The sequence below is a fragment of the Kocuria sp. JC486 genome (assembly GCF_011602805.1).
GTDB classification, from domain to species: Bacteria; Actinomycetota; Actinomycetes; order Actinomycetales; family Micrococcaceae; genus Kocuria; species Kocuria soli.
In genome coordinates this window covers 25,730-49,655 of sequence record NZ_JAAOZS010000009.1, presented here as the reverse complement: position 1 = coordinate 49,655, position 23,926 = coordinate 25,730, and the positions used below count along the sequence as shown (strand labels likewise).

At 69.1% G+C, this 23,926-nt stretch carries 23 protein-coding genes and 1 tRNA gene; 11 read left to right on the top strand and 13 right to left on the bottom strand.

Annotation, left to right across the window (positions count from 1 at the left end; translation table 11 throughout):
• Positions 1 to 53: 53 nt before the first annotated feature.
• Complete coding sequence (locus GWK18_RS06535; RefSeq protein ID WP_123826588.1) at positions 54 to 587, top strand: N-acetyltransferase; 534 nt, start codon at positions 54 to 56, stop codon at positions 585 to 587.
• A gap of 52 nt (positions 588 to 639) precedes the next feature.
• Here the strand turns inward: GWK18_RS06535 and GWK18_RS06530 are convergent.
• Positions 640 to 712, bottom strand: a tRNA-Arg gene (locus tag GWK18_RS06530).
• Between the two features lie 85 nt (positions 713 to 797).
• On the opposite strand from GWK18_RS06530, the gene GWK18_RS13435 reads away from it, so the two are divergent.
• On the top strand, positions 798 to 2,234 hold the full coding sequence (locus GWK18_RS13435; protein ID WP_209280905.1) for a DUF4031 domain-containing protein: 1,437 nt from the start codon (positions 798 to 800) through the stop codon (positions 2,232 to 2,234).
• Here GWK18_RS13435 and GWK18_RS06520 read toward each other — a convergent pair.
• The 3 genes from GWK18_RS06520 to GWK18_RS06510 form a co-directional block, all read right to left on the bottom strand.
• A complete protein-coding gene (locus GWK18_RS06520) occupies positions 2,204 to 2,500 on the bottom strand; it encodes a hypothetical protein (protein WP_166834014.1) in 297 nt (98 codons plus the stop codon). The two genes, GWK18_RS13435 and GWK18_RS06520, sit on opposite strands and share 31 nt — an antisense overlap.
• Before the next feature lie 52 nt (positions 2,501 to 2,552).
• Complete coding sequence (locus tag GWK18_RS13115) at positions 2,553 to 3,527, bottom strand: C40 family peptidase (RefSeq protein ID WP_245192950.1); 975 nt, start codon at positions 3,525 to 3,527, stop codon at positions 2,553 to 2,555.
• A gap of 177 nt (positions 3,528 to 3,704) precedes the next feature.
• Positions 3,705 to 4,472, bottom strand: coding sequence for a metal-dependent transcriptional regulator (locus GWK18_RS06510; protein ID WP_166834012.1), 768 nt, complete (start codon positions 4,470 to 4,472; stop codon positions 3,705 to 3,707).
• A gap of 364 nt (positions 4,473 to 4,836) precedes the next feature.
• On the opposite strand from GWK18_RS06510, the gene serC reads away from it, so the two are divergent.
• The gene (serC, locus tag GWK18_RS06505; RefSeq protein ID WP_233568893.1) at positions 4,837 to 5,946 is read left to right on the top strand and encodes a phosphoserine transaminase; all 1,110 of its coding nucleotides are present in this window, start codon (positions 4,837 to 4,839) and stop codon (positions 5,944 to 5,946) included.
• Here serC and GWK18_RS06500 read toward each other — a convergent pair.
• From GWK18_RS06500 to GWK18_RS06490, 3 genes are read right to left on the bottom strand one after another with little or no spacing between them, the layout of a single operon-like run.
• On the bottom strand, positions 5,876 to 7,177 hold the full coding sequence (locus tag GWK18_RS06500) for an MFS transporter (RefSeq protein WP_123826591.1): 1,302 nt from the start codon (positions 7,175 to 7,177) through the stop codon (positions 5,876 to 5,878). The two genes, serC and GWK18_RS06500, sit on opposite strands and share 71 nt — an antisense overlap.
• Positions 7,178 to 7,690 (bottom strand): DUF3027 domain-containing protein, encoded by a 513-nt coding sequence (locus GWK18_RS06495; protein WP_123826592.1) that lies wholly within the window; start codon positions 7,688 to 7,690, stop codon positions 7,178 to 7,180.
• Positions 7,691 to 7,700: 10 nt separating this feature from the next.
• Positions 7,701 to 8,084: a cold-shock protein gene (locus tag GWK18_RS06490; protein ID WP_123826593.1), complete on the bottom strand. Its 384-nt coding sequence runs from the start codon at positions 8,082 to 8,084 to the stop codon at positions 7,701 to 7,703.
• Positions 8,085 to 8,255: 171 nt separating this feature from the next.
• Between GWK18_RS06490 and GWK18_RS06485 the strand changes: the two genes are divergently transcribed.
• The 6 genes from GWK18_RS06485 to GWK18_RS06460 all read left to right on the top strand — a co-directional run bounded on the left by GWK18_RS06485 (position 8,256) and on the right by GWK18_RS06460 (position 15,461).
• Positions 8,256 to 8,528: a hypothetical protein gene (locus GWK18_RS06485; protein ID WP_166834010.1), complete on the top strand. Its 273-nt coding sequence runs from the start codon at positions 8,256 to 8,258 to the stop codon at positions 8,526 to 8,528.
• A gap of 4 nt (positions 8,529 to 8,532) precedes the next feature.
• Positions 8,533 to 10,647 carry a helicase-associated domain-containing protein gene (locus GWK18_RS06480; RefSeq protein WP_166834008.1) on the top strand — a complete coding sequence of 705 codons (2,115 nt, stop codon included), beginning with the start codon at positions 8,533 to 8,535 and terminating at the stop codon, positions 10,645 to 10,647.
• Positions 10,640 to 12,292 (top strand): DNA repair helicase XPB, encoded by a 1,653-nt coding sequence (locus tag GWK18_RS06475; protein ID WP_166834006.1) that lies wholly within the window; start codon positions 10,640 to 10,642, stop codon positions 12,290 to 12,292. Before GWK18_RS06480 ends, GWK18_RS06475 begins: the two co-directional genes overlap by 8 nt.
• A gap of 3 nt (positions 12,293 to 12,295) precedes the next feature.
• Positions 12,296 to 12,922 carry a thymidine kinase gene (locus GWK18_RS06470; RefSeq protein ID WP_123826597.1) on the top strand — a complete coding sequence of 209 codons (627 nt, stop codon included), beginning with the start codon at positions 12,296 to 12,298 and terminating at the stop codon, positions 12,920 to 12,922.
• Positions 12,923 to 13,088: 166 nt separating this feature from the next.
• Complete coding sequence (locus GWK18_RS06465) at positions 13,089 to 13,802, top strand: response regulator transcription factor (RefSeq protein WP_123826598.1); 714 nt, start codon at positions 13,089 to 13,091, stop codon at positions 13,800 to 13,802.
• 24 nt (positions 13,803 to 13,826) lie between these two features.
• Positions 13,827 to 15,461, top strand: a complete 1,635-nt coding sequence (locus GWK18_RS06460; RefSeq protein WP_348535862.1) for an ATP-binding protein — start codon at positions 13,827 to 13,829, stop codon at positions 15,459 to 15,461.
• Positions 15,462 to 15,556: 95 nt separating this feature from the next.
• Here GWK18_RS06460 and GWK18_RS06455 read toward each other — a convergent pair whose 3' ends face one another.
• From GWK18_RS06455 to GWK18_RS06435, 5 genes are all read right to left on the bottom strand, one after another.
• Positions 15,557 to 16,492: an RNase H family protein gene (locus GWK18_RS06455; protein WP_166834004.1), complete on the bottom strand. Its 936-nt coding sequence runs from the start codon at positions 16,490 to 16,492 to the stop codon at positions 15,557 to 15,559.
• A 147-nt stretch (positions 16,493 to 16,639) separates the two neighbouring features.
• Complete coding sequence (gene groL / locus GWK18_RS06450) at positions 16,640 to 18,268, bottom strand: chaperonin GroEL (protein ID WP_123826600.1); 1,629 nt, start codon at positions 18,266 to 18,268, stop codon at positions 16,640 to 16,642.
• Positions 18,269 to 18,541: 273 nt separating this feature from the next.
• Positions 18,542 to 19,201: a LytR C-terminal domain-containing protein gene (locus GWK18_RS06445; RefSeq protein WP_166834002.1), complete on the bottom strand. Its 660-nt coding sequence runs from the start codon at positions 19,199 to 19,201 to the stop codon at positions 18,542 to 18,544.
• 51 nt (positions 19,202 to 19,252) lie between these two features.
• A complete protein-coding gene (locus GWK18_RS06440) occupies positions 19,253 to 19,498 on the bottom strand; it encodes a DUF3263 domain-containing protein (RefSeq protein WP_123826602.1) in 246 nt (81 codons plus the stop codon).
• Positions 19,499 to 19,501: 3 nt separating this feature from the next.
• Positions 19,502 to 20,263, bottom strand: a complete 762-nt coding sequence (locus GWK18_RS06435; protein WP_166834000.1) for an SDR family oxidoreductase — start codon at positions 20,261 to 20,263, stop codon at positions 19,502 to 19,504.
• Positions 20,264 to 20,336: 73 nt separating this feature from the next.
• Here GWK18_RS06435 and GWK18_RS06430 point away from each other — a divergent pair, with 73 nt between their 5' ends.
• Together GWK18_RS06430 and GWK18_RS06425 are read left to right on the top strand one after the other, a co-directional pair.
• Positions 20,337 to 21,014, top strand: coding sequence for a uracil-DNA glycosylase (locus GWK18_RS06430; protein WP_166833998.1), 678 nt, complete (start codon positions 20,337 to 20,339; stop codon positions 21,012 to 21,014).
• 5 nt (positions 21,015 to 21,019) lie between these two features.
• On the top strand, positions 21,020 to 21,940 hold the full coding sequence (locus tag GWK18_RS06425; protein WP_348535861.1) for an SIP domain-containing protein: 921 nt from the start codon (positions 21,020 to 21,022) through the stop codon (positions 21,938 to 21,940).
• Between the two features lie 10 nt (positions 21,941 to 21,950).
• On the opposite strand, the gene GWK18_RS06420 is transcribed toward GWK18_RS06425, so the two are convergent.
• Positions 21,951 to 23,909 carry a threonine/serine exporter family protein gene (locus GWK18_RS06420; RefSeq protein WP_166833995.1) on the bottom strand — a complete coding sequence of 653 codons (1,959 nt, stop codon included), beginning with the start codon at positions 23,907 to 23,909 and terminating at the stop codon, positions 21,951 to 21,953.
• Between the last annotated feature and the right edge of the window lie 17 nt (positions 23,910 to 23,926).

Genomic DNA, 23,926 nt, shown 5'->3' with positions numbered 1-23,926 from the left:
ACGGCCCCGGGTGCGGTGGTCGCGCCCGAGAACTTGTCGTTACAGGAGTTGCCATGTGGATCATCAGGCCCGAGTCCCCGACCGACGTGCCCCAGGTCCGGTCCGTGGTGACGGACGCCTTCCCCACCCCTGACGAAGCGGACCTGGTGGATGCGTTGCGCGAGGATCCCGCCTGGATTCCCGACTTCTCGCTCGTGGCCGTGGCAGAGCCAGAATCCCCGGGCGGTTCCGACGGCCACCCCTCGGAAACCGTGCTCGGCCACGTCCTGCTCACGCGCTGCCACATCGGCGAGGTCCCCGCCCTGGCGTTGGCACCCGTGGCGGTGGCCCAGGCCGAGCAACGCCGAGGGGCGGGTTCGGCACTGGTCCGGGCGGCTCTTGAGGCGGCACGCGCAGCCAGGGGGAACGCCGTCGTGGTGGTGGGGCATCCCGAGTACTACCCGCGGTTCGGTTTCCACCGCGCCTCAGTGGACGGCATCACCGTGCCATGTGACGCCCCGGACGAGGCGGTCATGGTGACGGGGCTGAACCCGGCCGAATCCCTGCCTCCGGGCCAGGTGCGTTACGCCGCGGCCTTCGGGTTGTGACCGTGTGAACGAAGCAACCGCGGGCACCGGAGCGCCCGCGGTCGGCGGAGAGTGCCCTCGATTGGATTCGAACCAACGACACCGGCTTTAGGAGAGCCGTGCTCTATCCCCTGAGCTACGAGGGCAACGCCAACCATCATAACGGCGGCACCGCGGGGACTTGACCGCGCCCAAGTCACGGTCGGGGTGCCGGGCACTAGATTGGCTCCCATGCCCGTCTACATCGACCCTCCTCGCTGGCCCGCTCACGGAACCGAGTTCTCCCACCTGGTGTCCGACACCTCGCTCGACGAATTGCACGAGGCAGCTGCCCGCATCGGCCTCTCACCCCGGGCCTTCGACCGCGACCACTACGACGTCCCGCGCGAGCGTTACGACGACGCCGTGGCCGCCGGGGCCGTCGAGGTGGACGGAAAGGAACTCGTGCGGGTTCTCGTGGCTTCCGGTCTACGGGTCACGGCGGCCCAACGCAACAACAAGGTTCTGACCGCGCTGCGGCAGCGGTGGGACAGCGCCGTCGGGCAGGTGCCCGAGGCCGATGAACAGAGCAGGCAACGCCGCGAACAGTTGCGGGAGCAGTTGCTGGAGGCGTGGGGCGAGGACCACCGGCACTACCACGACCGGACACACCTGTTGGCCGTCCTGCGCGCCCTTGACGAGTTGACCGACGACGACGCCACACCTCCGCTCGAGGTTGTCCTGGCCGCGTGGTTCCACGACGTCGTGTACGAAGGCCAGGCCGGCGCTGACGAGGAGGCCTCCGCACAGCTCGCGGAGCAGGTGATGCCCCAGGCCGGGTTCTCCGAAGAGCTCACGCGCGAAGTCGCCCGTCTGGTCCGGGTGACGGCGCATCACAACCCCGTCGCCGAGGACCACAACGGGGCGTTGATCAGCGATGCGGACCTGGCGGTGCTGGGTTCCGATCCGGCGGGGTACGCGGACTACGTCCGACGGGTCCGGGAGGAGTATTCGGGGATCCCCGAGTTCGATTTCGTGCACGCCCGGCTCATGATCCTGGACCGCATGGACCCGCAGAACCTCTACACGTCCGATCGCGCCCGCACACTGTGGGGTCGACAGGCGCAGGAGAACCTGTCCGTGGAGATCGACGAACTGCGGCTCGGGTCGCTGGCCCGCATCCAGGTTCCCGACTGGTGCAAGGTCCTCTCGATCGTGGGGGTGTGCTTCGTCAACGACGGCCAGTTGCTGACCGTGCGCAAACGGGACACCAACATGTTCATGCTGGTCGGCGGCAAGCGCGAGGATGAGGAATCCGCCCCTGGGGCAGCGCTCCGCGAGACCCACGAGGAAATCGGACTGGAGTTGACCCACGACAGCCTCACGGAGATCGGTCGGTTCTCCTCACCCGCCGCGAACGAGGCCGCCACGTGGATCGACACCACGGTCTTTCTGGTGGATTCCGAGGTCGCACCGGCCGCGGACACGCTCCCGCCCGGCCTGGCCGAGATCGAGGAGCTGCGCTACCTGGACCTCTCCCCCGAGTCCGTCGAACAGGCGGAGGCCACGTTGGCACCGTTGGTACGCCGCCAGGTGGTCCCGGTGCTTCGACGGCGTGACCGACGGTTCTGGCCCGCGTACACCGCGCCGGAAGGTCCCTACCGGTTGGAGAACGGACCGGAGGACTGATCCCCGGTCACTGCGTGGCGCTGCCTGCGTCGGTACACCACGGCCGCAATCACCAAACCCAGCAGGATCCCGACACCACCGGCGACGGAAACCCACATGGCGGCGTGGCCGAGGGGGATGGCCAGGAGCAGCCCGATGACGATCCCCGGGATCGCGCCCGCGACCATGCCCACGGCAAGGTACGTGTACTCCTGATCCGCTCCGGTACGGGAGGACGCGCTGTAGTCGCGCGGTGCTTGGGAGGTTCGTCGGTCATTGGCTGCCATGGCTCCACACTATCGAGCCCGCGGGTGAGTTCTCAGCACCCGTCCGCTGCGCTCACCGGTAGGTGTAGTAGCCGTCCAGCGGCATGGCGTGGACCGAGTGGACGATGGTGCCCTGTTCCGGGTTCAGGGCGGAAATCATCTGGTCGCCGCCCAGGTAGATCCCCACGTGGGACCCACCGTTCTGGGAGACCAGGTCCCCGGGTCGGGGCGTGGTGGTGGGTGTTCCCGCCGCGAACTGGTCCCAGGTGACCCGCGGGATCTCGATGCCGTGCTGCGCGTACACCCACTGCACGTAACCCGAGCAGTCCCAGGCCATGAAGTCCGTTCCGCCCCAGATGTACGCCCCGCCTAGGCCCTGGTAGGCGGTGTCCAGAATGGCCTGGTCACCGGCGGAGGCTGCCGGTTCCTGTCCTTCCGGTTGCGCCACCGGACCACCGGTGGTTGCCGCAGGATCACCTCCGAACGGTGCGGAGACGGCGGCGGCCAGGTCGTTCATCCCGGGGTCCGAGGTCGCGACGGCGGGGTCTCCGCCGGCGTCGGTGCTCCACAACGCGGTGGGTTCGGACTGCGTGGTCACGTCCGTTCCCGTGGACGCCGCCGGGGCCGCGGGAGGGTTGGCGGAGTTGCTGGTGGTGCCGTCGGCGTACACGAACGTGACCACACCGTTGGCGTCGGTGGACCAGGAGAAGGTCCAGTTGTTGGCCTCCGCCGCGGCCAGGTCAAGGCCGGCACCATCGGGCACGGTGCCGGTGACCGTGACCCAGTCCGGGAACTCGACGGGCGACGCATGGGCCGGCGCCGCCCCGAGTGCGGCGGCGCCGATGGCACCCAGGCCCGCGGCACCACCCAGCACCCAGGCACGGCGTTGGGCAGGGCAGGGGTTCTGGGCGGTCGTCACCCGCGGGGTGGACGGGCTGCCCGCGGCAAGCCCCACGGCAATCAGCCGCCCCCGGGAGAGACCGGCGGAGAGGTGGGCCGGGTCGTCGGTGGGAAGGCAACGAACTGATGGGCGGGTCGCGGACGGCATGTCGGTTCCTCCGGTGTGGCAGCGATCGAATGTGCCACACCGTTCCGTGCAGATCCCGGGGTGACAGGTCGCACGCTACGCGCGCCGTCGTCGGCACCAATCGGTCGTAGGAGGCCGCGGACCGCAACTGTTCACGGGCAGCCGATCAATCCACGGTGACCCATCCAGCTCTGGGTGTCAGTTCCCGCTGGCCCCGTCCTGTGGAGCCACTACGGAAACACACAGCGCCTGCGCCACCTTGGCACCCACGCGGATCTCCTCACCCGGTGCGTCGTCGTCGGAGACGCGGCGCAGGACCACCCATCCGTCGTCGTCGAGTTCCGCGGTGAAGGCGGCTCCCGCTAGGACTCCGGCCTCGGCGAGCGCGGGAACGGTGACGCCGTCGGCCTGCACCACCTCCGGCACACCGGTCAACGCGAACGGGCCCGTGGACCCGGAGGAGACCAGATCGAACAGCCGCGGGAAATCCGCGAGTGCCCCGGTCGGGGTGGCCAGGATCGCGTGGACGGCGCTCGATTCGTCGGGGGCCGTCAGTCCGTCCAGCCCGGGAATGGGCATGCCGTAGGGAGAAGCCTGGGGTCCGTCCAGCAGGACCAGCAGGCGTTTCTCCACCTCTTCGCTCATGACGTGCTCCCACCGGCACGCTTCGTCGTGAACCTCCGAGAGCTCCAGTCCGATGACGTCCGCCAGGAGCCGCTCCGCCAACCGGTGTTTGCGCATGACCTTGATCGCGGTTTCCCTGCCGTCGTCCGTCAATGCGATCCGGCGGTCGGGCAGCACGGTGAGCAGCCCGTCGCGCTCCATCCGGGAAACCGTCTGCGAGACCGTGGGGCCGGAGTGGTCGAGGCGCTCGACGATGCGAGCGCGCATGGGCGGGATGCCCTCCTCCTCCAGCTCCAGGACGGTGCGCAGGTACATCTCCGTTGTGTCGATCAGATCAGTCACGAATAACTCCTGCGGGTCCTGAAGGGTCGGGGGCGAACGCGACGCAGTGCCTGTCACCGGGGGCGACGCACCGTGGCCGCGACGCTTCCGGTTGCGGGAGGACCCCGGCCGGATGTCAAACAAGAGTCTAGTCGTTGCACGAATCCGCCACATGTCGTCCCCGAACGGCCGATCGACTCTCCCGGCCACGGCTCCCCGGGCCCGGGTGCTGCGGAGCGCTGGGATCAAGAAGCCGAGGGGCCGAGGAGCGTGGGGCAGAATGGCTTACGAAGCGCTTCACAGGCTGCCGACCGGACCGTGAACGTTGCCCAGACCCATCCCATGGAGGCCACCCTTGTCGCGTCCCATCTCGATCCCCGATCACATGTTGCCCGCCGACGGACGGTTCGGTTCCGGCCCGTCGAAGGTCCGGGAGGAGCAGGTCGGGGCCCTGGCCCGCGCGGGGCGTTCGCTGCTGGGGACCTCCCACCGCCAGGCGCCCGTCAAGGACATGGTGGGTCGCATCCGTGAGGGCCTGGGTGACTTCCTGGAGCTGCCCGACGGGTACGAAATCCTGCTCGGTCTGGGTGGGGCGTCGACGTTCTGGGACAGCGCGGCCTTCAGCCTGGTCCGCGAGAAAGCGCAGCACGCCGCGTTCGGTGAATTCGGGGCGAAGTTCGCCGCCGTGACCGACAACGCGCCGTTCCTGCAGCCCTCGAGCATCCGAACTTCCGAACCCGGAACCCGTACCGAGGTGGTCGAGGAAGAGGGCGTGGACGTGTACGCCTGGCCGCAGAACGAGACCTCCACGGGCGTGATGGCCCCCGTGCGTCGTCCCGACGGCGTGGAGCGGGCAACCCCCGGGTCCGACGGCGCCCTGGTCGTCGTCGACGCGACCTCCGCGGCGGGCGGCACCGCGGTGGACCTGCAGCAGACCGACGTCTACTACTTCTCCCCGCAGAAGAACTTCGCCTCCGACGGCGGGCTGTGGTTCGGCGCCTTCTCCCCCGCCGCCATCGAACGCATCGAGGCGATCGCGGCCTCCGGTCGCTGGGTTCCGGACGTGCTCTCGCTCAACACCGCCCTCGAGAACTCCCGCAAGAACCAGACCTACAACACCCCCGGTCTGGCCGGGCTGGTCATGCTCGACGACCAGGTGCGGTGGCTCAACGAACAGGGCGGCATGGCCTGGGCGGCCGCCCGAACCAAGGACTCCTCCGACCGGGTCTACGCGTGGGCGGAGGCCAGCGAGTTCGCCCGCCCGTTCGTCACCGCCGCGGGGGACCGGTCCACCGTGGTCACGACCGTGGACTTCGACGACGCCGTGGACGCCACCGCGATCAGCAAAACCCTCCGTGCCCACGGCGTGGTCGACGTCGAGCCGTACCGCAAGCTCGGCCGCAACCAGCTGCGGATCGCGACCTTCACCGCCGTGGATCCCGAGGACGTCTCGGCACTGCTGTCCTGTATCGACCTGATCGTCGATCAGCTGTGAGGTGACGGGCCCACCGCCACCACAGGATCGCCCCGACGGTCACACCGGCCAGGCCCGCGAACACAGCTGAACCCAGGCCCCACCGCGGCCCGAACTCGGAGGTGATCCACCCGACCAGCGGCGCCCCGAGGGGTGTGCCGCCCATGAAGATCGCCATGTAGAGGCTCATGACGCGGCCCCGCACTGCCGCGTCCGTGGTGGTCTGCACGTAGGCGTTGGCGGTCGTGCTCACGGTCAGTGCGCTCAGACCCGTGGGGACCAGCCAGGCGGCGAAGATCCACAGGGTGGGGGCCATGGCCGCCATGAACGTGCAGACGGCGAATCCGGCCGAGCCCAGGAAGATCATGCGCAGCCGCGCTCTGGGCCGGTGCGCGGACAGGAGGGCGCCGGCCAGGGTGCCGGCCGCCAGAACCGAGTTGAGCAGGCCGAACGTGTCCGGCCCCCTGCCGAACTCGGTGCCGGCCATCGCGGCAAGGTACACCGCGAAGTTCAGTCCGAACGTGCCCAGGAGGAAGACCGTGAGCAACACCGCGGTCAGGTCCGGGCGGCTGAGGACGTAGGCGAAACCCTCGCGGATTTGTCCGCGCCCCCTGGAAGCTCTTGGACTGGCCCGGAGCAGGTTGCGGTCCAGCGACCACAAGGCGGCCAGCATCGCCGCGAAGCTCAGGCTGTTGAGCAGAAACACCCACCCGGACCCCACGGCCGCCACCAGGACACCTGCCACGGCCGGTCCGACCAGGCGGGCCAGGTTGAAGGAGGTCGAGTTCAGGGCGACGGCGTTGGACAGGTCCTTGTCCTCGACCAGTTGGCTCACGAACGTCTGCCGCGCGGGGGCGTCGAACGTCGTCGTGATCCCCAACGCAAGAGCGAACGCCATGACCAGGGGCAACGTCACCAGGCCGGTCACGATCAGCACACCCAGGACCAGGGCCAGGGTTGCCATGACCGTCTGCGTCAGGACCAGCAGACGCCGTCGATCGGCCCTGTCCACCAGCACCCCCGCGTAGGGGGCCAACAGCAGCTGGGGAGCGAACTGCAACGCCATGACCACGCCCATCACGCGGGTGTCGTGATCGGTGAGTTCGGCGAAGACCAGCCAGGACTGCGCGGTGCGCTGCATCCAGGTGCCCACGTTGGACACCACCGCACCCGCGTACCAGCGGCGGTAGTTCGGGTGGCGGAAGGACCGGAAGGTTCCGGACGGCGTTCCCGACGGCGTCGCGGCGCTCACCTAGTCCGTCGGATCGTCGGACGCGTCGTCCTCCGCCGGCACCTCGGCCGGCTTCGCCTCGTCATCGGCCGCACCTGACTCGTCGGAGTCCGGATCGACCTCCGGATCAGCGTCGGGATCGATGTCCGCGGCGTCGTCCTTCTCGTCGTCGCGCAGTCGCTCGGACCAGGGCACCCATTCGGGGGCCAACAGTGCACCTTCGGCGGGGAGCAAACCGGTTTCGCACACGGTTGGCTCCGTCTGGCGCGGCGCCCGGGCGATGGTCACGTACCACTCCCAGTCCTTGTACCCGCGGCGCAGTGACGGGAAGTAGTGGGTCACCAGTCGCTCGTCGTCGGCCTGGACCCTGTGGCCCTCGCCGATCTCGGCCTCCGGGACGAGTTGCGTCAGGGCCGCCAGCGCGAAGTCCTTGGCGTCCGCCAGTTTCTGGTCGACGGACGGTTTGCGACGACGCGCGGGCGCCGCTTCGGGCGTCTCACCCTGGGCGGCGTCGGTCGATGTGGTCTCAGACATGGGTTTCCCCTCAGACGTCCAGGTTGTCGGCGACGGTCCGCAGGATCGTGGCGATCTTCTTGCCGTGGGCACGGTCCGGGTACTTGCCCCGCTGCAGTCCGCCGGAGATGTCGTCCAGGAGCTTGATGAGGTCCTCGTTGATCACGGCCATGCGCTGGGCGGGCATCCGGGTGTTCTTGGCCACCGACGGTGTGCGCTCCAGAACCGTGGCCGACAGCGCGGACGGGCCGCGGCGACCGTCCGCCACGCCGAACTCCATGCGGGTGCCCGGGCTCACCGATTCCATTCCGGCGGGCAGCGCGCTGGCGTGCAGGAAGACCTCGCCGCCGTCGTCGCTGGCCAGGAAGCCGAATCCCTTGTCGGCGTCGAACCACTTGACCTTGCCAGTGGGCACTTTCTTCGACCTCAGTTCTCAGGAGTTGATCGTGGATCAGGTGGTGAAGGACCCACCGGAGCAGTTGCCGGAGGAGTCTTCACCAATCTTAGACAGAACTCCCTATCTTACCCCGTTTGTTCCGCGTTACGCCGCGGGCGCAGCGCTCTCTCCGGCTGTATCCTGGGGCGCATGTCTGCCACACCGCCCCTCGACCACCAGGGCTCCTCAGGAGACCCCATGAACGCCGGCGGGTCCGGGCTGAACGTGTTCGGGTGGGCCGCAGTGTTCCTGGCAGTGACCTCCTGCGCGGCCATCCTGATCATGCTGGTCCTCAAATGGGTCACCGGCGGCGGAGAGGTCTGGCCGTGGTTCACGCGCTACGCCTACTTCGCGTTCCCGGGTTCGGTCGTGTGCCTGCTCCTCTCACTCGTGCTCACCCTGGCCCAGCGGCGCCGGGCCTGACGGTTTGCCGTCGTCCTTCGTCACGGACCTCGCGCTGCGCACACCCGACCAGTTGCGAGCGCTCCTGGAACTGCGCCCGGACGTCGCCGACGCGACACCGACCTCCGTCGCCGAACTCGCCGCGGCCCTGTCCGCCCGACCCTCCCTGCAATCGGCCCTCAATCAGGTCGACCGCGCCCAGTTGGACGTTCTGGAGCGCGCAGTGGTTCGCGGCGAACACACGATCGACGACGACGGGCACACACGCGCTCTGCACGCCGCCGGGCTGATACACGGGTTGATACATAGGGCCACGCCAGGCCCGGAGGATCCGCGAGGGAACGCCCCGCGCTGGGTGCTGTCCCCCGGTGTCGCCGAGGCACTCGGACGCTATCCGGGTGGCGTCGGTCGCCCCCTCGCCGAGCGTCTCGGGCCGGACACGGGCTCGGAGCCCCCGGAGATCGACCGGAGCCTCCTCGTTTCGCTCCCACCGCGACCCGCGGAGGTCCTCTCGAACTTCCGGTCGCGCCCCCTCGGTACGCTCCGCAACGCCGACCGGCGCCCCGTGCCCGATGATCCGGAGAACCACCCCGTGGACTGGTTGCTGGCCCGGCGGCTGCTGGTCCCGGTCGGCACGCACCACGTGGAGGCACCGCGCGAGGTGGGCCTGGCCCTCAACGACGACGACCCGTGGTCCGGGCACAGCACCCAACCTCCTGCCCCCACGGGTCACCGGGTGAACCCGCGGATCCGCGACAACGCCGCCTCGGCCGCCGTCGCCGAACTCGTCCGCGACCTCACGGACCTGCGGCACGAGCTACGCGAGCGGCCCGCGGAGACCCTGCGCGCCGGAGGCCTCGGCATCCGGGAGCGACGGCGCCTGGCCACCGCACTCGACGTCGACGTGCCCCGCGCGGACCGTCTGCTCGGCTTTGCCCACCTGGCCGGGGTGATCGAACAGGACGAGCACGATGACACGTGGCGTCCCAGCGCTCCGTCCTTCGAGGACCTGGACGTCGCCATGGCGCACGGGCTGGTCCTGGCGGCCTGGGTGGCCTCGGGCGTCGTTCCGTCCGCGACCCGCACCCAACGGGCCGACGGTTCCGTCATCACGCCGTTGACGGACGGCTGGTGGGTCAAGGACGCCCCTGCGCTGCGACGGACGGTCCTGCTCGCCCTGACCCGGGATTCCGAGCTGGCCGAGGATGCCTCATCGAGTGAACACGCCTGGGCCTGGTTCCGCCCGCGGCTGAGCGGACAGTTGAGTCGCCACGGCCACGGGATTCTGGCGGAATGTGCGGACCTGGGGCTGACCGGGGCGGGCGCCGCAACGGATCTGATCGACGTGCTGTTGCGGGACGGTCCCGAGGAGGTCACGGCCACCGTGGCGCGGCGCCTCCCGCCCGTCGTCGAAACCGTGGTGCTGCAGAGCGACCACACCGCCGTGGCACACGGACCGCTGTCACCGGCTGCGGCCGCTGACCTGCGACTCGTCGCCGATCCCGAGGGCAAGGGGGCCGCGGCGACCTTCCGGTTCAGTGTCGCGTCCTTGCACCGCGCCCTGGAGCGCGGTCACGACGCCGAATCCTTGCGGGACCTGGTGGCAACGCGCAGCGAAGGGCCGGTGCCGGCCGCCCTGACACACCTGGTGGACGAGGCGATCCGGACCCACGGCAACGTCCGGATCCTGAACGCGGAGCGCGTGGTCACGGGCCGCCCGGACCTGGTGGAGGCCATCGCCTCCTCCGCCGCCTTGGACGGTTTCGAGGTGGAACGGGTGAGCTCCGAGGTCCTGGTCCTGCGCTCGGCCGAACCGGATCGCAAGGCGCCCCGGGCCTCTCTGCGCCGCAATCCCGTGGACGTGGCCGTGCTGAAAGCCACCGAGCAGGTCGGCATCGCCCCCACCCTGGCCCACCCGGGGGAGGACGCGGCACCGAGTAACCTGTCCCTGCCGCGCGGCGCCTCACCGGCCCAACTGCGCGCGCTGTTCCCGGGTCCGCCACCCGCCGAACCGGTCGTGGACCGCGACCATGTGGTGACCGTGGCCGACCGTCTGGCCGCTGACGCGCGGGCCCTTGCCCGGGGTGGGACGACGGCTGCCCCCGAGGACGCGACCCCGAAGGAGAAACCCCGTGCCTGACGGCCCCTTGGTGGTCCAGTCCGACCGCACCGTGTTGCTGGAGCTCGATCACGACCAGGCCGAGGAGGCCCGGCGGGAACTGGCGGTCTTTGCCGAACTCGAACGCGCCCCCGAGCACGTCCACACCTACCGGTTGACCCCGCTGGGACTCTGGAACGCGCGGGCCGCCGGTGTGGACGCGGAAGCCGTCGTCGACACCCTGCTCGAGTACTCGCGCTACCCCGTGCCCCACTCCCTGCTGATCGACATCGACGAGACCATGGGACGGTGGGGCCGCCTGGTGCTCGAGAAGGATCCCGTCCACGGTCTGGTGCTGCGCTGTGACGACTTCCCCGTCTACGAGGAGATCTCCCGGGCCAAACGGATCCAGCCGCTGTTGGGCCCACGCATCGATCCCCGGACCACCGTGGTGCACGCGAGCGCCCGCGGTGAGCTGAAGCAACAGTTGCTCAAGCTCGGGTGGCCCGCGGAGGATCGGGCCGGGTACGTGGACGGGACGCCGTACCCGATCACGCTCACGGAGACCGATGCCAGGAGCGGGCAGCCCTGGGGCCTGCGGCCCTACCAGGCCGCCGCTGTCGACGCCTTCTGGGCCACCGGCGCGGGCACCGTGGTCCTGCCCTGCGGGGCCGGGAAGACAGTGGTGGGGGCCTCGGTGTTGGCCGCGTCCTCGACCACCGCTCTCATCCTGTGCACCTCGGCGGTGGCCGCGCGACAATGGCGTGACGAACTGATTGCCCGCACGAGCTTGACCAGCGACGAGGTCGGTGAGTACACGTCCCGGTCCAAGGAGATCCGCCCGGTGACCATTGCGACGTATCAGATGCTGGCCACACGACGTGGCGAGTTCTGGCCGCACCTCGAACTGCTCGACGGCCAGGACTGGGGGCTGATCGTCTACGACGAGGTCCACCTCCTGCCCGCCCCCGTCTTCCGGCGGACCGCGGACATCCAGGCGCGTCGTCGCCTCGGGCTCACCGCCACCCTGGTGCGGGAGGACGGACGCGAGGGCGAGGTCTTCTCCCTGATCGGCCCCAAGCGCTTCGAAGCGTCCTGGAAGGACATGGAGGCCCAGGGCTGGATCGCCCCGGCCGAATGCGTGGAGGTTCGCGTGGACCTTCCGGAGTCGGACCGCCTGGTGTACGCCACGGCCGAGGACAAGGAACGCTACCGCCTGGCGGCCTCCTCCCCGCAGAAGAACCCCGTGGTCCAGAAACTGCTGGAACGTCACCCGGGCGAGCAGGCCCTGGTGATCGGCCAGTTCGTGGAACAGCTCGAAGAACTCGGCGAGCTCCTGGACGCCCCCGTGCTGACCGGCAAGACCCCGGCCAGACAACGGCAGGAACTCTACGACCGGTTCCGGGCCGGTGAACTGCCCGTGCTGGTGGTCTCCAAGGTGGCGAACTTCTCCGTCGACCTGCCCTCCGCCACCGTCGCGATCCAGGTCTCCGGGACCTTCGGGTCCCGGCAGGAGGAGGCCCAACGCCTGGGACGACTGCTGCGGCCCGCCCCGGGTGGGCAGCAGGCGACGTTCTACACGGTGGTCGCCCGGGACACGGTGGACACGGTGTTCGCCGCCAAGCGCCAGCGATTCCTGGCCGAGCAGGGTTACGCGTATCTCATCACCGATCTCGAGGAGCACTGACGGGTGGCGAAACTGTACTTCCGCCACGGAGCCATGAACTCCGGAAAATCCACCGCGTTGTTACAGGCTGCGTTCAACTACGAGGAACGCGGGCAGCGTGTCCTGCTGGCCAAGGCCCAGGTGGACACCAAGGGCGACGCCCACGTGGTCTCACGCTTGGGGATCTCCCGCCAGGTGGACCTGCTGGTCTCTCCCGAGGACGACGTCCGTTCCCGGTTCCAGCAGCTGGCCGCCGGTGCCGAGCCCGAAGCCCTCATGGACACGGTGACACTGCCACCCGTGTCCTGCCTGCTGGTGGACGAGGCCCAGTTCCTCTCCCCCGCCCAGGTGGAAGACCTCCTGCGCATCGCCGTCCTGGACGGTGTTCCCGTACTGGCCTACGGGATCCGCACGGACTTCCGGACCCGCTCCTTCCCCGGGTCCGCGCGCCTGCTCGAACTGGCGCACTCCTTGGAGGAGCTCAAGACGATCTGCCGGTGCGGCCGCAAGGCCATGTTCAACGCCCGCAAGGTGGATGGCCGGTTCGTGTTCGCCGGTGACCAGGTGGCGATCGACGGCGAGGTGAACTACGAATCGCTGTGCGCGGCGTGTTACCTGCGCTTCTCGGACGGCGCGCTCGGGCCGGCCTGAGACTGCCCGGCCGGTTGCCCAGCTGGTTCCTGGCCGGTTGCCGCGCTGGTTGCCGGACGGGGAAGCAGACCTGACGCCGTCGACCGACCTGCCGTACAGTGCACGCACAGAGGAGGCTGGAATCCGTCACAGCGGCCTCACAGAAAACGTCGGGAGAATCGAACGCGTGAACACCAAGACTCCTGAAGCCAAACTGCTGGTCGTCGACGACGAACCCAACATCCTCGAGCTGCTGGCCACCTCGCTGCGCTTCGCCGGGTTCGACGTCGTGACAGCCGCCAACGGCCGCGACGCCATCACCAAGGCGGAGCAGGAGGACCCGGACCTGGCCGTCCTGGACGTCATGCTCCCCGACCTGGACGGGTTCGCCGTCACCCGCAAGCTGCGCGCCGAGGGTCGCTCCTTCCCGATCGTCTTCCTCACGGCCAAGGACGACACCGACGACAAGGTCCAGGGACTGACCGTCGGTGGCGACGACTACGTGACCAAGCCGTTCAGCCTGGACGAGGTCGTGGCCCGGATCCGCGCGGTCCTGCGCCGTACCCAGCCGGCCGAGGAGGACGACTCCCGGCTGCGCGTCGACGACCTGGTGCTCGACGACGACGCGCACGAGGTTTACCGCGGCGACCGTGAGATCGATCTCTCGCCCACCGAGTTCAAGCTCCTGCGCTACCTGATGCTCAACCCCAACCGGGTGCTGTCCAAGGCCCAGATCTTGGACCACGTGTGGGAGTACGACTTCAACGGGGACGCCTCGATCGTTGAGTCCTACATCTCCTACTTGCGGCGCAAGATCGACAACGACCCCAATCTGCCCCCGCTGATCCACACCAAGCGCGGTGTGGGCTACCTGCTGCGCACGGCGAACAAGAACTCCTGACCCCGTCCCGGAGCATCCGCCCCCGTGGAGACCCTCGCAGCCCGCTGGCGAGCGTCATCACTGCGCACGCAGTTGATGGCGCTGACCGGCATGCTCCTGGCCGTCAGCATCGTCGTCACCAGCTTCGTGGCGATCTCCGTGCTGCGGGATTCTCTGATCAATTCGATCGACGAGGACCTGCAGGACTCGTTGCATTCGGTGTCCACGGCACTCATGTCCGAGATGACGGGCAGCCCGACGGAGACCGTCCCGCACCAGGGCTTCCTGCTCTCCGAGGACGGCAAGGTCGTGGCGCACGTCGACGCCACGGGCACGACGACCGCCCAGCCTGACACTCAGCCCGATCTGTCGCGGTTCGACCGAGAGATGGTCGAACAGTCGGAACAGCTGGGGATCACCGTTCCGTCGGCCAACGGGGCGGAGGGGTCTTGGCGGGTCGTGGCGGCACCACAGTCCCGGACCTCCTACACGGTGGTGGTCGCCGAGCCGCTGGGTGACACCAACGGGCTGGTCTCGGCGATCACTCTGCTGACCTTGAGCTTCGGGGCTGCCACCCTGCTGGCTGCCCTGGTGGTGGGGTGGGTGCTGATCACCCGCGCCTTCCAACCGTTGAAAAAGGTCGAACAGACCGCGGCACAGATCGCCGAAGGCGACCTCTCACGGCGTATGGCCGGGTACAACTCGGAAACCGAGGTCGGTCAGCTGTCGATGTCGCTCAACCGCATGTTGGGCCACATCGAGGACGCCTTCGACGCCCGGACACGGTCGGAGGCCAGGCTGCGGCAGTTCGTCGCGGACGCCTCCCACGAGCTGCGCACCCCACTGGTCTCCATCCGCGGATATTCCGAGCTCTACCGCCACGGCGCGCTGCGGGACGAGGAGCAGGTCGGACAGGCCATGGGCCGGATCGAGTCCGAAGCGACGCGGATGACCCAATTGGTCGAGGACCTGTTGTCCCTGGCCCGGTTGGACAGCAAGCGGGAACTGGCCACCGACGACGTCGACCTCCTGGTCCTGGCGCACGACGCCGCCGCGGACTTCGCGGCCTCCAGCCCGGACCGGTCCGTCACGGTCACGAACCTCGACGACGGCCCCGCGACTCCCGTGTGGACGCGAGGCGAGGAAGCCAAACTGCGGCAGGTTGTGGCCAACCTCATGACCAATGCCGTGAGGTACACACCCAGGGGCAGCGACCTGCAGATTCTGATCGGCACCGTGCCGCTGACCGGGGTCCCCCGGGACCAGCGTCCCTCGACGGCCGGGAACACCGACCCCGCGGAGTTCCTCGCCCAGATCAAGATCCGCGACCACGGCCCCGGCATCAAGGGCGCCGACCGGGCCAAGGTTTTCGAACGCTTCTACCGGGCCGACACGTCCCGAACTCGAGAGACGGGCGGGACCGGGTTGGGTCTGTCGATCGTCTCCGCCGTGATCGACCAGCACGGGGGCACCGTGACCCTGGAGGACACCCCGGGTGGCGGGGCGACGTTCGTCGTGTCCCTGCCCAGCATCTCCACACCCGAGCCGCCGCCGGAGACTCTCGACGAACTCCCGGCAGTGCCCGAACCCACGGCGCCTCCCGTCGTGGAGGACGACCTCCCGCCGATCCCCGAGATCGACGACGACGATCCCGACATCATCCACGACCCCCGCCCCTGACCTCCCTGTCCCTCTCCCCCGCCGAGTGTCCGAGTTCGGTCACCGTGGGGCACCGGAAGCGACCGAACTCGGACTTTCGGCGGGGTGAAGGCGGGTCAGGACTCCTCGGTTACCTGGTGGTGTCGTAGGAGCCAGTCGCCCAGCTCGTTGCGAGAGTCCTCCCTGGTCCACAGGGAGGCGTGCACGCGGGTACCCGGAGCCACGGTACTGCCCACCAGGTGGGTCGAGACCAGCACGGCGTTTCGGCTCAGCGTCAGGACCTCGACCACGTGGACGTCGGCCTCGGCGTCCCCTCCCGACAGGGCGTCGGCCTCGACCGGGCGGCCGTCTGCCCCGATCAGCACCGCGTCGGGGTGAACCCGGGCCGCGGGGACGCCGCCCCGGATCCGCTGGAGTTCCAGACCCAGGACCTCCCGGTCCGGTGTGACGCCTTCGGCCAGTGACTCCTGCTGAACGTCCAGGGTGGCCAACAGGTCCGGATCCTGGTCCTGTGCCTCCTCCTGGGGATCGTATTCACCGGAGTCGTACGTGAAGTCGCTCGCCGCGCGGCCCGCGGAAACTCCACCGGCGGCCGCCAGGCCCGGGCCCGTCTCAGGTGCCTTCCCTGCTTGGAACGCGCGTGCGGCGGCGTTGGCCCGCGCGTCGGCGGCCTCGTTGAGTTCGTGGCCGGCGTGGCCCTTGACCCACTCGAAGGTCACGTCACGGCCTTCCATGGCCGCATCCAGTGCTTTCATCAGGTCCAGGTTCATCACGGGCTTGCCGTCCCGCTTCTTCCAGCCCTTCTTCTTCCAGCCGGGCATCCACTTGGTGATCGAGTTGATCACGTACTGGCTGTCGCACAGCACCCGCAGCGGTTCGTCCAGGTGCGCGGTGGATTCCAGCAGGTCCAGAACGGCCTTCAACTCACCCAGGTTGTTCGTGCCGTGCTCCCACCCGCCGGCCTGCCACGAGTCGTCGTCGATGTACCAGGCCCATCCGGCCGGCCCGGGATTGCCCAGCGCGGAACCATGGGCTGCTGCGGTGATTGCCATGGGGAACACCCTTTCACGAGCCTCGGACAGAAAACCCTCCGCCGAGTGTCCGTTTCCGGTCGCTTTCCACGGGTGGAAGCGACCGGAAACGGACACTCGGCGGAGGTGTGGGGTGCTGCGCGGCAGCTGATCAGCCGTGCGGCTGGATCACATCATGCCGCCCATGCCGCCCATCGGGTCCTCTCCGCCGCCTGCCGGAGCGGGCTCCGGCTTGTCGGCCACGACGGCCTCGGTGGTCAGGAACAGACCGGCGATCGAACCGGCGTTCTGCAGCGCCGACCGGGTCACCTTGACGGGGTCGTTGATGCCCGCGGCCATCAGGTCCTCGTACTCGCCGGTCGCGGCGTTCAGGCCGAAGCCCTTGTCCAGGCCACGGACCTTGTCGACGACGACGCCCGGCTCCAGCCCTGCGTTCAGAGCGATCTGCTTGAGCGGTGCGTCGATGGCGACCTTGACGATGTTCGCGCCGGTGGCCTCGTCACCGTCGAGGGTCAGCTTCTCGAACGCCGACTTGCCGGCCTGGATCAGAGCCACGCCACCACCGGCGACGATGCCCTCCTCCACGGCGGCCTTGGCGTTGCGCACGGCGTCCTCGATGCGGTGCTTGCGCTCCTTGAGCTCCACCTCGGTCGCGGCACCGGCCTTGAGCACTGCCACGCCACCGGCCAGCTTGGCCAGGCGCTCCTGCAGCTTCTCGCGGTCGTAGTCCGAATCGGAGTTCTCGATCTCGGCGCGGATCTGGGCCACGCGGCCTTCGATCTCCTCCTGGGTGCCGGCGCCGTCGACGATCGTGGTCTCGTCCTTGGTGACGACGACCTTGCGGGCGGTGCCCAGCTCGTCCAGGGTCGCGGTCTCCAGGGAGAGGCCGACCTCTTCGGTGATGACCTGGCCACCGGTCAGGATGGCGATGTCGGCCAGCTGAGCCTTCCGGCGGTCACCGAAGCCCGGAGCCTTGACGGCCACGGACTTGACCGCGCCGCGGATCTTGTTGAGCACCAGCATGGCCAGCGCCTCGCCCTCGACGTCCTCGGCGATGATCAGCAGCGGCTTGCCGCCCTGCATGACCTTCTCCAGCACGGGGACCAGGTCCTTCACGGCGGAGATCTTGGAGTTGACGATCAGGATGTAGGGGTCCTCCAGGACCGCTTCCTGACGGTCGGTGTCGGTCACGAAGTAACCGGAGAGGTAGCCCTTGTCGAAGCGCATGCCCTCGGTCAGTTCGAGGTCCAGCCCGAAGGTGTTGGACTCCTCGACCGTGATGACGCCTTCCTTGCCGACCTTCTCCATGGCCTCGGCGATGAGCTTGCCGATCTCCGGGTCAGCGGCCGAGATGGACGCGGTGGCGGCGATCTCGTCCTCGGTCTCGACCTCCTTGGCGGAGGACAGCAGTTCCTCCGTCACGGCTGCCACGGCCTTCTCGATGCCGCGCTTGAGCGACAGCGGATCCGCGCCGGCGGCCACGTTGCGCAGGCCCTCACGGACCAGGGCCTGGGCCAGAACGGTTGCGGTGGTGGTGCCGTCACCGGCGACGTCGTCGGTCTTCTTGGCGACCTCCTTGACCAGCTCGGCGCCGATCTTCTCGTAGGGGTCCTCGAGCTCGATCTCCTTGGCGATGGAGACACCGTCGTTGGTGATCGTGGGGGCGCCCCACGACTTCTCGAGCACGACGTTGCGGCCGCGCGGGCCGAGGGTGACCTTGACGGCGTCGGCCAGGGTGTTCAGGCCGCGTTCGAGACCGCGACGGGCCTCCTCGTCGAAAGCGATCAACTTTGCCATGTGTTTCGTCCCTCCTGGACGGTCAACAGACTGTGCGCCGCACCCGGTGCCCGCGACGGACGGAGCAAGCGCGTGGGATGGCCCGCACGTCATTGCCCCTCACCGAGTTCGGCTGGAGTTCACTCACTGTGCCGGGAACCGTGGCGGCCGCAGCATGGCCACCTAGCAGTCCACGCGACTGAGTGCTAAGCCCATTATTGGCACTCTGTCCGGGTGAGTGCAAACCCCTTGAGCCAGTTCGACTCAGTGTTCACCGTGGGCGTTCACGGCGACTCACGCACCGTCCTCGGCAAGATCGGATCCGATCACGACGACGATCGGGTAACCCACCGCCTCGTCACTGGCCACTTGTTCGATCCCCAGATGATCCGCGACGGCCTGCGCCTGTTCCTCGTCGTCGGCGTAGTAGACCACGCTCTGCTCCACACCCACGCCCCAGTCGTCGGTGGCGGAGACCGTCCACCCGGCTGAGCTCAGGTCCTGGGCCGTGGTGCCCGCGGCCCCGTCGACCTCGGCCGCGTTGTAGACGCCCACCTGGACGGAGGCGTCGGGCTCCACCGTGGGTTCGGCCTCCTGCGTGGGCGTGGCCGATTCGGTCGCCTCTTGCGACTGCGACTGAGACTGCGACGGCGAGGCCGAAGCCCCACTCGCAGCCCCCGGGGCGGCCTCGGAGTTGCCGCCGAGCAGGTAGGCAGCCGCTCCGACCGCGAGGGCCACCGCCCCGGCCAGGAGCAGACCGGCGATCTGGCGGGTCACCCGCGGGGCGGGGGCGTCCAGGGCCCTGTGGGCTCCGACTCGCGCCCCCTCCTCCGGTACGTCGTCGAAGGCGTCGCGGGGCCACGACGACGCGGAGGCCGACGACGAGGTACGCCCCGCGGACACCTCGGGGTCGCGCGCAGGCGGGTTGGCCGGAGACTGACTGGACGGGGTCATGGGCACCATCCTCCCATCTCGGGCAGCCCCACGGCCCCGGGACGGTCCCGCTCAGGCCGTCGCACCGGAGGCCCCGTCACGCTGGTCACGGAGTCTGCGCAGCAAGGCGGGCCGCAGCGCCCAGGCGTCCGCGTCGTCGATGAGCACGTTGAGCCGTTGGTAGTACGCCGTCACCGGGATCCCGAGCTCGCTGCGGATCGCCCGTTCCTTGGCACCCTGGTACTTGAACCGCCGCCCCTCGAGTTCGAGGATCTGCAGGCTCAGGTCGTCCAGCCCCGCGGGCTGCTGTTCCCCCACGGTTCAGCCCTTCTGTTCGGTCCGCGGGCGGACGGACACGGTGGTGAGTTGGACATCCGGACCGGCGTCGACGACGGTCCGGACGGCCGCTGCCACCGTGGCCGGTTGGATGTATTCCTCGGCCCGGTACGGCTTTCCGACGGACTCGAAGATGCCCCGCAGCATGGGTGTGTCCGTGGGGCCGGGGTGAACGGAGCTGACGCGAATGCCGTCGGGTTCGACCTCCTGCCGCAAGGCATCGCCGAAGGCCCGCAGGGCGAACTTGGAGGCGGCGTAGACGGCGTTGCCGCCACTGGCCTTGAACCCGGCGCCCGAGTTGATGAGCACCACGGTGCCGCGTGCGGCGCGCAGGGCCGGGAGCGCCGCCCGGGTCAGCTCGGCCGGGACCATAACGTTGAGTTCCAACTGGGCCTGCCAGTCCGCCGGGCAGGCTTCCGCCACTCCCAACCGGTGTCCCAGGGCTGCGGCATGGACCAGGACGTCCAACGTCTGCAGGGACTCGACCAACGCGGGCAGCTTGTCGAAATCCGTGAGATCCGCCGCCACCGTTTCCACCGCGGGCCCCAGGTCCGTGAGACCGGCCAAACGTTCGGGGTCGCGTCCCACGGCGATCACCCGGTGGGTGGCGGCCAGGTTCTCGACGACGGCGCGGCCGATGCCGCCGGTGGCGCCCGTGACCAGAGCCAGCGGTCGTGGACCTCCGGTCGACGCCCGGGGTGCGGCATCCGTGGCGGTGACTGTTGCGTCGTCGTCGAAGGTCGTCATGGCCACACTCTAGGAGCACGGTCGGACGGGACACGACTCCGGTCGGCGATGCGTGGCGTGGCACAGTAGCCCCATGACCAAGGGCGATTTGTCGGAGATCATGGCCGCGGACTGGGCGGAGGCCCTGCGGCCGGTGGAGGGTGTCATCCGTGAGCTCGGGGACTTCATCCGCGCCGAACACGCGGCGGGATTCCGAACGTTCCCCCCGGGGCAGGACATCTTCCGGGCCTTCCAGGAACCGATGTCGGAGGTCAAGGTGCTGGTGGTCGGTCAGGACCCCTACCCCACCGCCGGGCACGCCATGGGCCTGTCCTTCTCCGTGCGCCCGGACGTGCGGCCGCTGCCCCGCTCCCTGCAGAACATCTACAAGGAGCTCCAGGACGACCTGGGTATCCCGCCGGCGCAGCACGGGGATCTGAGCGCCTGGACCCGGCAGGGCGTCATGCTGCTCAACCGATGCCTGACGGTGCGCGAGGGTGCCCCCGCCTCGCACCACGGCAAGGGCTGGGAAACGGTCACGGAGTGCGCGATCAAGGCGCTGGCCACCCGAGGTCGCCCGCTGGTCGGTCTCCTGTGGGGGCGCCCCGCACGCTCGACGGCGCAGTGGCTCGGTGGGGCACCACGGGTCGAGTCCGCCCACCCGTCGCCGTTGTCGGCCTCGAAGGGTTTCTTCGGGTCCCGCCCGTTCTCCCGGGTCAACGAGATGCTCGAACAGCAGGGTGTCGGTCCCGTGGACTGGCGCGTAGGCTGAATTAGGTGACGTCAGCTACACCTAATTCAGACTCCCCGTCGTCCTCCGCGTCGTCCTCCGCGTCAACAGCGGCACCACGCACGCAGCACAGGCCGAGGAAGCCGCAGATCAACCTGGTCGTTCGGCAGCGGCTGCAGCTGTCCGCCTCGATGGTGCGGGTGGTTGCGGACATCCAGGACCCGTCGCAGTTCCAGGACATCGAACCACCGGAGAAGTACGTCAAGCTGGTGTTCTTCGACCCCGCCCTAGACCTGGGCCCGCACCCCGATTACTGGGAACTCAAGGAGAGCCTGCCTCCTGAACAGCAGCCGGTCACGCGCCACATGACGCTGCGGAAGGTCGATCTGGAACGCGGCTCCGTGTGGATCGACGTGGCCACCCACGGGCAGGTCGGTTTCGCCGGCCCTTGGGCCATGCAGGCTCAACCCGGGGACACGATCGTCGCCGTGGGCCCCGGGGGCAAGTGGGTCCCGGACCCCCAGGCCTCCTGGTCCCTTTTCCTGGGCGACGACGCCGCCATCCCCGCGATCGCGGCCAACCTGGAGACCCTGCCCGACGACGCCCAAGGCGTGGTCCTCCTGGAGGTGGAGGGCCCGGAGGACCAGATGGACCTTCCGGTTCCTTCCGGCATGACGTTGCGATGGTGCCATCGACGGGACCAGGCGCCGGGGACGCACGCGCTGGTCGAGGCCGCGGAGGCCGTCGAATGGCCGACGTCGACGGAGGGCGTCCAGGCCTTCGCCCACGGCGAGCGCGAGGCGATGAAGCTGCTGCGGCCGATCATCTTCGGCGGTTCGACAGGTTCGACCGACCCGCAGGGCAGAGGACTGACCAAGGAACAGGTGTCGATCTCCGGTTACTGGGCGCGCGGTCGAACGGAAGAAGTGTTCCAGGCGGAGAAGCGCACGCCCATCGGCCAGGTCTGAGCGCTGCCGGTCACCGTCGTCGGTTACGGTCCAGGCCCACACCGTGCTGCTGCTTGGTGAACGGTCGCATCAGGTACTGACCCAACACCAGCCCGGCGGCCATGGTCACGATGGTCGTCATGGCCGTCACCAGCGCCACCACGCCGTCGCCCGTGGTCTGACCCTCGATGACCACGGTATACATGCCGCGGAAGATCGACAGGCCGGGCAGCAGAAAGGTCATGGCGGGGATGGCGATCACCAGGGAGGGGATCCGCAGCCTTCCCGCGGCTAGTGCGGCGATGCAGCCGACCGTGACCGCGCCGAAGACCGCCTGCAGCCTCACGTCCAGCCCGACGTACCCCGCCCCGTGATAGGCGACCAGCCCGCCCAGAGACGCCACCAGGACCGGCAGCAGGAAGCGGGGTGAAGCCTGAAGCGTGATCGCGATGAACACCGCGGCCAGCTCCATGAACACGATGTTCATGACCACCCCGGGCGGTTCGAACTGGCCCTGGGCCGGGTCCACCGCCATGATCCCGCCCAGACCGGCCAGAACGATTCCCGCGTAGATGCCCGCGACGATCCCGGCGAAGGCCATACCGGTGGACACCACGCGGCCCGCCGCGGTCACGGGGAACCCGCTGATCGCGTCGTGCATCGTGGACATGAACCTGGTGGTGGGCATGAGCATGATCAGGCCCGCGGCGATCACCCGTGGCGGGGAGATGTCCACGTCCGCCCAGGTGAAGGCCATGGCCAGCACGGTCACCACGAATCCGGAGGCGATCATGCTGAAGAACTCCGGGTAGCGACGCCGACCCATCCAGATCCCGATCCGCGCAACGATCAGCCCGGACACACCTGAGATCCCGGCGCCGACGAGCCCACCACCGATCCCCAGGGTGATGGTCGCGGCGGCCGCGATCATCGCCGCGGTGACCACCCAGTTGGGGAAGGTCTTGGGGCTCGAGTTGATGGTCTCCAGCCGGGCACTGGCCTCACCGCGGGGCATCTCCCCCTCGATGATTTCCGTGACCAGCTGGTGGGTCGCGGCCAGTGCCGCGTAGTTGTCGGTCCAGGAGCGGACCACACGCATGACCGTGTGGCTGGTCGTGTTGTTGTCGTTGAAGACGTCCTCGCGCGTGCGGGTCCCGGTGTGCCCGACGTCCGGAACGTAGTTGATGGTGACGGCCTGGTTGGTGATGTCCACCTCCAGGTTCTCCACCCCGTACGTGGCGCACACCGCCACGATGGCGTTCTCCACCTCCAGCGCGTCCGCGCCGTAGTGGAACATGGTTTCGGCCAGGCGAAGAGCGAAGTTCAGGGTGCGCCGCGCCTCCTTCTCCCCCGAGTCGGCGTGCCGACGCAGGTGAGCGAACGGGCTGGCGGCCAGCCGGTCGACGAGCCCCATGGGCGCCGTCATGCCGGTGTCGCGCTTCATGAGGGACCGCAGCACACGCTTGGACCGCGGCTGGGTGGCGGTGGCTGAGGTCGAGTCCGAGGACGGGTACGCGGCCGGCAGGACGGTCGTGGACGGACCGGCTGCGACCGGTGCGACGTCGATGCCGGTGGTGTCAGGGCGCGTCACCTGCGCCGTCGTCGTCGCTGAACGACGGCGACCCGAGGTCGTGACCGGAAGAGTCTGCGCCGGCGACTCGCGGCGCAAGCGGTCCCGCTCGATCTCCTCCGGCGTGAGAACGGGGATGGGCCTGGGGACAGCCGTCAGCGCCTCGGTCCGTGCCCCCTCCGCGCGCGCCCGCGCACGTTCGGCCTGGGCCTCCGTGGACACGGTCCGGGTGACGGTGCCACCCGGGGACCGGTCCACCAGGTGGAGCTCCGCGTCCGGACCGAACGGCTGCGACCACTCGGACTCGGGATCGGCCCACCCGGACACGGGGTAGTGACGTGAACCGTCCAAGGAATGAGCCAAGGCGACCAGCCCTGCGGGGGTCTCCCCCACCGGCTGTGTCCCCACTGCCGGACCCATCGCTTCACCTCCCAAGA